Here is an 8,282-nt window from a genome sequence, read left to right on the forward strand (position 1 = left end):
ACCGCTATCGTTAATGCGGGCCTCGATGTCAACATTGAAGAATCTTCGCGCGAATTCTTGAATCCGGTTGACCCGTGCATCTCGTGGGGGCATCATCACGGTCACGGCGTTGCACCCGCCGCAAGACAGGACGAGCCATGAAATTTGATCATCTCGCGCGCCAAAAACGTGCCACCAAAGAGCAGCTCCGCGCAAAATTCGTGCGTGAGGAACGCGAAGTCTATCCAGACGCAATCGTGAAGCGTGGGCTGACGCCCGGCGACATCGCGCATGTGCATTGCGTGAATGCGCGGCCTCTGATTGAGACCGGGTTCGTCGATCAGGCAATGGGTGTCGTCCGCCGTTTTGCTGTGCCGGCGACGGTGAACGGTTGGTCCGTGGTTCCTCAAGAATCTGACGGCGAGCGCAAGCCCAGCTTCATAATCGATCCCGGCAAGAGTACGACTGCGAAACCGCGAGCAGGTGGCACGCAATTCTTGCCAACCGACTACCGCGCGAAGCGGATGTCGCTCTCGACAGCAGTGCAAATCGGCTACGGCACGCCAGGCGCAAACCTCGCGATCCAATGCTGTGCTGCATCCGCGCATATCCGCGTGCTCGATATCGACTGCCGCGATCCCGAAATCGCCGAGGCCGTGAAGACGCTGGCGCTTGAAGTCCTCGGCGACACGCCGTTCATTCGATACGGCGCAAGGCCGAAGGTCGCGCTCATCTACAGACAGGAAGCCGGAAGCGATGATGAGCGCTGGAGCATTCCGAAATGGTCTGTCGAGATGCTCGGCGCCGATGGCAAGCGCGATATCGATGACGAACTGAAGCCCATCAACTCCGTCGAATTCTTGTCGGAAGGCGGTCTGCTGACGGCGTATGGGCTGCATCATAAAACGGGAAAATCATTCGACTGGTCGGAGGGCCGACTGCATCCCGCGATCGCGTCACCCCTTGAGGCACCGGTGATCAACAAGGCACAGGTTCGCCAGTTCTTGAATCGGCTGTGCGATATCCGCGCGCTGAGCGGCGGCGTGTCGACATCCAACCCCCATGGGGGTGCCATAGACGTTTCCGAACTCCGCCAGCGTTTCGGAATGGGGCAAAAGATTTGGGTGCCAAGACTTCAGCGTGGTCCTTTCTCGCTGAACGAAAAGGGGGACGTAACCGACGGTGGCGAGGCGTGGTTGACGCAGTTTGTCTGGGCGCTGTGCGCTGCGAATGCGCAGCTGATTGACCGGTATTCAGAACTTCTTGTTGAAGCAGCGATCGCGGAGGCAATTGAGAAGCTGGGCCAGACGCCGCGTGACAACGAGGGATTGATGACGCATGGCGGCATCGAACAGACGACGCGATTCAAGATGAGAAGCCCGCTCGAAAAGTGGCGTGCTTCGCTTGCTGAGTATGCGAAATCGGGCCGCTATCACGACATCTGTGTGCCATGGCATGTCACGGAAGATGGACGTCGTCCGCAATCGAAGCGCGTGATGCCCGCGCCGCGGCCTGCCGACGGGTCGCTCGATTGGATCCCGGACGACTACTGCATCGTGGATGGCCTGAGCGATCACGCCGCAAGGGCCAAGGTATTGCCCGTCGAGAAGACGGCGGAACAGATTGCGGCGGACAAAGCCGATCGGGCGATCATCGAGGACCTCGATCAGCGTCACGCGATCGCCGACGGTATCTCCGACAAGGTCGACAGCGCGATCCGCGATTTCCTCGACGCCGACGATGCGCCGCTCGTGCTGCTAAGAGCCCCTACGGGATCGGGCAAGACCAGCCGCGTCGTGCGCAGCCTTGGGCCCTGGATCGGCGAGAATCCCAAGCAGGACGGCGAAGGTCCGATTTTGGCCGTCGTTCCCACACACGCCAACGCCGACGAAGCGCTGAAAAAAGCGACAACAGAAGGCATGATGACACCGGAAGACTATTGGACCGACGGCGAGGTCAATGATGCGATCGGTATGCTCGGCGGCACCGGGATCAAAGCGACGCGTTTTCGTGGCCGCGACGCTGCAGGATGCTTGCGCAAGGATGAAATGCGCATGCTCGGCGAGCGCGGGATCGGGGCATCGAATCTGTGCGGCAAGAAAGTCGACGACGAAGATGCCATCGTGGCCGCGAAAATGCGCAAAGAAGGTCAGCGGGTCCCCCAGAAGGAAATCCTGTGTCCGTTCCGCGAGAGCGGGGAGTGCGGCTATTACAAGCAATTCCAGGACATCCGCGACGCGGACATCGTGTTCGTTTCCCATGCGTATTTGACCATGCATTCGCTGCCGAAGGCGCTGAAGAATCCCCGCAGGGTCATCGTCGACGAGAGCGTGGTCTTCCAGATCATCGACCAAGCTCGCATGCCCCTCGACGCGCTCGAGCTGCCTCGCGTCGAGCCGTACGTGACAAAACTCGATCGGAAGAAATTCCCCGAGGCGTCCGACGAGGACATCAAATCCGCGCTGTTCGGTGACCGGCTGGAGGCCTGCTCGATTGCGAAAGATGCGCTTATCGAGGGCAAGGATGTCGCGACCGTGTTCCGCGAGCTCGAGCGCGGCTCCGAGCTCGTCGATGCCGCTATCACCGTGCTCGCGCGCTCGAAGCAGTCCGAGCGCAAAGTTGATCCGCGGATGAATGTGGACGACGTCAAAGAGCTGGCGGCGCAGCCGCAGATGTCGGATTTGATCACGGAAGAGCGTTTCTGGCGCATCGTGCGCGACCGGCTGAATGGATTGGAAGACGGATCCGCAACGGGCAACCGCGACATGCGCATCCAGCTCGTGCAGATCGCGGAAATGTCCGAGGCCCTTCCCAGACCATTCGTGCGCATCAGCTGGCGCAAGGATGCCAATTGGTCAGCAGCGCCCACATTGTTGCTGGACGCGTCCGGCGATGCGGCGATCACAGAGAAGCTGTTTGGCCGCGCGCCCACGGTCATCAACATCGAAGCTCCGATGCACGTGCGCGTCGTCGCAGCGATCGAGAGCACTTACTCCACGTCGCAGTTCGTGCCGCGGGACCCCGACGATTCAATCCTTGCTGACCGCTGCGCCGGCAACGTGAACCGCATCCGCGATCTCATCACCAGCACATCTGTGGTCTATGGCTACGGACGTGTCCTCGCCGGTGCGACCATGTCCGCGCGCGAGGCCATCCAGTCGGGCTGGGGGAAGCCCGCGTCGGTCGACTTCGGACACTTCGGCGCCCTGCGCGGGCTCGACTTCGCCAAAAACCACGCCGCCGCGATTTCGATCGGGCGCAGTGAGCAGCCGATCCACATCGTCGACGGATATGCGGCAGCGCTCACGTATGACGACCCCGATCCCGAACTGCCTTATGACCAACGCGGCGATGGCATGACCGACGGCGAAAAGGCTCTGTTGCGGCAAGCGGCAGCTCGTACGATCCGCATGCGGACTGGTGAAGACATCCAGCATTTCGTTCCGCAATTCCCCACGAAGAAAGACGGATCGATGTCGTGGGCGCAACGTCTGGAAGAACAGTGGCGCGAAGAGGAAATCCGGCAATTCCTTGGCCGCCTGCGCCCCGTGTATCGTGGCATCGCACACAATGCCGATGGCGAGCCCATCGATGTCGAGACCCCTGTGCTGATCGCGGTCGGCAAGTGTCTGCCGGATGTCATCGTCGACGAGATCGTCACGCTCGATCAGCTGCTCGCGCCCGCGAAATTCCTCGAGCTCGTCCGGCTGTCGGGCGGCATCCTGAGCGACACCGTGACCCCCTATGCACCGGGCGCGCAGGAGATCCTGCAGGGGCGGTCTCTGCAGCAGTTCAAGAAGGATTGTTTCCCGCATTCGGATGCGTGGGTGAAGCGCCTGATGGATGGGATGGGCCGCATTGTCTACCGCATGCCCGGTGAGACCACGCACCGGCAGGCCCTCGTCGCAACAGCATGGATCGATGGCGATCCGGTCGCGCAATTCGAGAATGACACCGAACGTTGGGGGGCTATGCTTCCCGAAGAGATCATTTCGTACAAGCCGTCGAAGCGCCAACCCGTCGGATTTGGCGAGGCCCGCCAGCCCGACAAGCTCGATCTCAAGCTCGCCGCTGGCGAACCCGACGAGCCTGTCGCTCCCGCCATTTCGACATTGTCGGATGCAGACCTGATCTCGATGATCCCGATGGATATCGACGAGCGGGAGCCTGTGACATATTCGAAATCGAATAGTAGGTCGACGCGCATCATTCCGCCGTTCAGCCAGGGCGCAGCCTAATCAGCATTAGCAGACACGAGGTCGAATCTTGTCGATCGGCAGAGCGACCTAGCGACCGTCGTGCGAGTGCCAAAGTCTGTTTCCGCTTCAGCCCCCCATTTCGCCGTTGAGATCATGATGGGAAGCTCCGGGGAGATGAACGATATAGCGTAGCGGCGGTCTGCTTACGGGTGGGCTGCGGGGAGGCAGATGTTCGCGGTATGGCAAGTTCGGAGCCGGAAGCTGCCTGTCCGGTTCCAGCTGTGGTGCCTGGTAAGCCGCCGTTTAGCAGTCGACCCATTGCTGTCATTGGATTTATTCGTCAGGAGAGTCAGGTTGCGGATCTACGCAGACTCCGGTGATGTGGTCTCGCGTCCATAGGCCGCCAGGAAAACCGCGACGGCCTCATTCACCTGGGTTTGCATCTCAGACTCAGTGGGGATCGCGCCGTCACCGAGGTGCATGACCTCTGATGTTGGACCTCCCATCAGTAGCCAGTTGAATTGCTTTGCAGCCCGCTCGGGATCCGTGACAACAATTTCGCCGCGCTCGGAGTAGTGCTGCAGGACGCGCGTCAGCCGCGCAATTGCTCGGCCAGGTCCGGCTTCATAAAGGGTCCTGCCCAGTTGGGGGAACCGCCCCACCTCTCCAATCACCATGCGTCTTAGCTGCATGAGAGTTGGAGTCAGGACAATCTTCAACTGATGAGTGGCAAACCGGGTAAGCCATTCTTCAACCGGGGTGTCTTCAGGAAGTGTTTCAACAAGGCCGCCCACAGCACTGGCGGCTCCCCCCGCCATGTCAGTGGCGACCTCGAGAAAGAGCGCTTCTTTTCCTTTGAAGTGGCTGTAGATGGTTTGGATGGAAACGTCTGCGGCAGAGGCTACCTGCTCCATGCTTGCGGCTAAATAGCCTTCGCGCAGAAAAACATCTGAGGCTGCCGCAAGGATTTTCGTTCGACTTCTCGTGATCCGCGTCTGCGCACCGTTACCCATGGGTCATCCTCGCTTGTTCGCACCAGATTCCGTTCGCCTTGACTCAATTAACTAGAATCATCATTCTATTTTGTATCGAAGAGGATCCGGCCATGCAAGAATCACAGTCTATCACTTGTCGCTGCGGGGCAGTTCGGCTGACGCTCTCGGGCTCCAGCATTATGAGCAGCGAATGCATGTGCACCAGTTGCCGTTCGGCATCTGACGTTTTTGCTGCCTTTCCGGATGGAATCGGCATGACGGACGAAAAGGGCGCTACCCATGTCATTATTCATCGCGCGGACAAGGTCGCATGCGATGCTGGTGCAGAACATCTCCAGCAACATAGACTTACGCCCGACAGCCCCACCAGGCGCATCTTCGCTGGCTGTTGCAACACCCCGATGTTCCTCGACTTCGAACCCGGCCATTGGGTGAGCCTTTATGCGATAAATTTGCCTGAAATCGACCGGCCCGCTGTGGAATATCGTATGTTTTGTAACGACCTTGCCGATGCAGATCGCCTGCCCGGCGATGTGCCGAATGGCAGGCCAATGCCGCTGGGGGCAGTATGGCGTCTGGCGTCATCGTTCGCCCTGATGGGATTCCGCAGCCCGACAGTGGCGTTCATGCAGAGAGCTTCCAATGTCTGATCCCGCGAAAATCGAGATTGAGAATGTCATGTCGCCCGGCCGAACGAAGTTTGTCGACCGACAAAAATATGAAGCCGTTAGGGATGCTCTCTTGGCCGTCCTGCCCCGGCAGTCTCCTGGCATGACCGAAGCACAAGCCAGGCAGGCCCTCATGCCGCACCTGCCCGAAATGCTCTTTCCTGGTGGAGACAAGCTGGGATGGTGGTTGGGAGCTGTTCGGCTTGACCTGGAAGCCAAGGGCGTCGTCATCCGGGAAGACGCAAAGCCAAAGCGCTACCATCAAGCGGGCTAGCACGTGGGAACACTGTTTCCTCGAGCGGCAGAACCACCAAAAGCTGCCACTCCCCACCCGATGCACGTATGGCAAATTCCACCCCATGCCGGAGCACCGTGATCAATTTTCCTTGCCATTTGGACCAGCAAAAGCAGGCGTTTCTTTATCAGCAATGGGGCCGGAGAACGAACATGATGTAATCGCGGGGAGCGGCGGCCACCGTTTGATATGGCGGCGATGTTGGAATGTCTGGCCAGCTGGCTGTCCCCCGGTAGGATGAAGAACGGGCTCACGATGAGAACCGGGCCCAGGCATCGAACGGAGGACAGCCATGCAGCACTATATCGGTCTCGACGTATCCATGAAAGAGACGGCAATATCGATCCGGCAGGACGGCAATAGGATTTGGCGGGGCAAGTGCGCGTCCGATCCGCAACTGATTGCCGCAGTGATCCGCAAGCGCGCGCCGTATGCCCGGCGGGTCGTGTTCGAGACGGGACCATTGTCGGTATGGTTCTACCATGCGCTGACGGCAGAGGGCCTGCCGGCGATCTGCATCGACGCGCGGCATGCCAAGGCCGCGCTCGACATGGCGGCGAACAAGACCGATGCGAACGATGCCGATGGTCTGGCACATCTGGCCGAGGTGGGGTTCTATCGAGAGGTCCGGGTCAAGGGGTTCGACAGCATGGAGTGAACCCCTGGGACTGGACCAGCGGGGAAGAAAAGCTGATACGCTCTGTGGGCCTTGAATGGAGAAGGTCCATGTCACCAAGAGGTCCCTACCGCCGTCACTCGATGCAGTTCAAGCTGCAGTTATGCCAGGACATTCGAAATGGCGCCATGGGGCGCCGCGATGCGCAGCGCACTTATAGCGTTTCCGCCAATCTCATCCAGCTCTGGCTGTCCCAGTTCGATTGTGGCGAACTCAATCAGGAAGAAGCTGAAGCAAGCGTCGTTGCGGAATACGAGGGCCGCATTGCAGCTCTTGAGCGCAAGGTCGGGCAACTGACCATGGAACTGGACATGGCCAAAAAAACGCCGCGCCCCTCTCCAGGACCCGTCAACGAGAACTCATCGATTGTCACCGGCCCGCGCATTGCTCCATCAGGCGGGGATGTCAAAAGATCGATCTTCCACGGAGTACGTTCTATTACCGCCCCAACAAGTCCAGCGGGATCGCAGATACGGAAGTGGTCGAGCTGATAGAGGCCATTCAGGACGATCTGCCTGGCTATGGCTATCGTCGCATCACCCACGAATTGCACCGCCGCGGTCATAGGATCAATCACAAAAGGATCGCCAGGATCATGAGGGAGAACGGGATGGGGATTAAGCCGCGAAAGCGGTTTGTGAAAACGACCGACAGCGCTCATACCTCGCCGATCTACCCGAACCTATACCGCAACATCATCCCGGAGCGGCCTGATATGGCATGGGTAGCTGATCTGACCTATATCCGCCTTGCACGCGGCTTCTGCTATCTCGCGGTCATTCTCGATGCGTGCAGCCGTAAGGTGGTCGGCTATGCCTTGTCCAGGCAGATCGATACGTCGCTGACCCTGGCACCGCTGCAATCTGCATTGGAAAACAGAAACCACCCCCCGGTTGCATTCACCATTCGGACCGCGGCTGCCAATACGCAAGCGAGCGGTATCGCAATGAGCTTGAAGCCGCCGGGCTGCGGGGCTCGATGCGCGCGATCGGCAATCCTTACCATAACGCGCAGGCCGAGAGCTTCATGAAAACGCTCAAGGTCGAGGAGGTCTATCTCTCGGAATACGAAACCTTTGCCGATGTCGTCCACAGCTTGCCAAGGTTCATCGAGGAAATCTACAATACCCGAAGGCTCCACTCCGCCCTTGGCTATCGCTCACCAGAGGAATCTGAAACCCAACTCGCCCAACAGGCGGCTTAGTTTGGAACGCTGCGCTGGTCCAGTCCCAGGGGTTCACTCCAATCCCGGGTCACTTCTCAGCGACAATCAACAATACGCCCTCCCGGCGATCTCATGCGTGCGCCACAACTGGCCTGGTTTTGCTCCGCCCATTGGCCGGATTTTACTCCGCCGTTGACACAAGCCCTCGAAACCACTGCAATTTCAGCTAAAAGCGGGTTTTCCACAGGCGACTAGGGCGTAGACTCATAACTTCTGATCCACAGGCGTGCTGAGAAGAGCTTGAGC

Annotated in this window: 7 protein-coding genes and 2 pseudogenes; 8 read left to right on the top strand and 1 reads right to left on the bottom strand. The window is 59.3% G+C overall.

The annotated features are described in order from the left end of the window. Positions 1-137 precede the first annotated feature (137 nt). Positions 138-4,217 carry a hypothetical protein gene (locus V4T21_RS09430; RefSeq protein ID WP_332715806.1) on the top strand — a complete coding sequence of 1,360 codons (4,080 nt, stop codon included), beginning with the start codon at positions 138-140 and terminating at the stop codon, positions 4,215-4,217. Between the two features lie 323 nt (positions 4,218-4,540). Here the strand turns inward: V4T21_RS09430 and V4T21_RS09435 are convergent, their stop codons facing one another. Continuing rightward, positions 4,541-5,191, bottom strand: a complete 651-nt coding sequence (locus V4T21_RS09435) for a TetR/AcrR family transcriptional regulator (RefSeq protein WP_332715807.1) — start codon at positions 5,189-5,191, stop codon at positions 4,541-4,543. A 92-nt stretch (positions 5,192-5,283) separates the two neighbouring features. Here V4T21_RS09435 and V4T21_RS19190 point away from each other — a divergent pair. The 7 genes and pseudogenes from V4T21_RS19190 to V4T21_RS09465 form a co-directional block, all read left to right on the top strand. Further along, a pseudogene (locus tag V4T21_RS19190) lies at positions 5,284-5,382 on the top strand (GFA family protein); the annotation flags it as partial. Positions 5,383-5,427: 45 nt separating this feature from the next. Next, a complete protein-coding gene (locus V4T21_RS09440) occupies positions 5,428-5,823 on the top strand; it encodes a hypothetical protein (RefSeq protein ID WP_332715808.1) in 396 nt (131 codons plus the stop codon). Next, entirely contained in the window at positions 5,816-6,115 is a 300-nt protein-coding gene (locus V4T21_RS09445) for a DUF6958 family protein (protein ID WP_332715810.1), read from the top strand. Before V4T21_RS09440 ends, V4T21_RS09445 begins: the two co-directional genes overlap by 8 nt. A 313-nt stretch (positions 6,116-6,428) precedes the next feature. Next, positions 6,429-6,788: pseudogene (locus V4T21_RS09450) on the top strand (IS110 family transposase); the annotation flags it as partial. 74 nt (positions 6,789-6,862) lie between these two features. Next, on the top strand, positions 6,863-7,303 hold the full coding sequence (locus V4T21_RS09455; RefSeq protein ID WP_332715812.1) for a transposase: 441 nt from the start codon (positions 6,863-6,865) through the stop codon (positions 7,301-7,303). After that, entirely contained in the window at positions 7,204-7,842 is a 639-nt protein-coding gene (locus V4T21_RS09460; protein WP_332715846.1) for an IS3 family transposase, read from the top strand. The genes V4T21_RS09455 and V4T21_RS09460 overlap by 100 nt, the downstream gene beginning before the upstream one ends. Next, on the top strand, positions 7,839-8,015 hold the full coding sequence (locus tag V4T21_RS09465; protein WP_332715814.1) for an integrase core domain-containing protein: 177 nt from the start codon (positions 7,839-7,841) through the stop codon (positions 8,013-8,015). The genes V4T21_RS09460 and V4T21_RS09465 overlap by 4 nt, the downstream gene beginning before the upstream one ends. The last annotated feature ends 267 nt before the right edge of the window (positions 8,016-8,282 follow it).

Origin of the sequence: Pelagibacterium mangrovi (assembly GCF_036662815.1) — a bacterium.
GTDB lineage: Bacteria > Pseudomonadota > Alphaproteobacteria > Rhizobiales > Devosiaceae > Pelagibacterium > Pelagibacterium mangrovi.

Bases quoted from the DNA above. Each gene is read 5' to 3' on its own strand.
- V4T21_RS09440 (WP_332715808.1), top strand. From the start codon at position 5,428: ATGACGGACGAAAAGGGCGCTACCCATGTCATTATTCATCGCGCGGAC.
- V4T21_RS09455 (WP_332715812.1), top strand. From the start codon at position 6,863: ATGTCACCAAGAGGTCCCTACCGCCGTCACTCGATGCAGTTCAAGCTG.
- V4T21_RS09465 (WP_332715814.1), top strand. From the start codon at position 7,839: ATGAAAACGCTCAAGGTCGAGGAGGTCTATCTCTCGGAATACGAAACC.
- V4T21_RS09435 (WP_332715807.1), bottom strand. From the start codon at position 5,191: ATGGGTAACGGTGCGCAGACGCGGATCACGAGAAGTCGAACGAAAATC.
- V4T21_RS09445 (WP_332715810.1), top strand. From the start codon at position 5,816: ATGTCTGATCCCGCGAAAATCGAGATTGAGAATGTCATGTCGCCCGGC.
- V4T21_RS09430 (WP_332715806.1), top strand. From the start codon at position 138: ATGAAATTTGATCATCTCGCGCGCCAAAAACGTGCCACCAAAGAGCAG.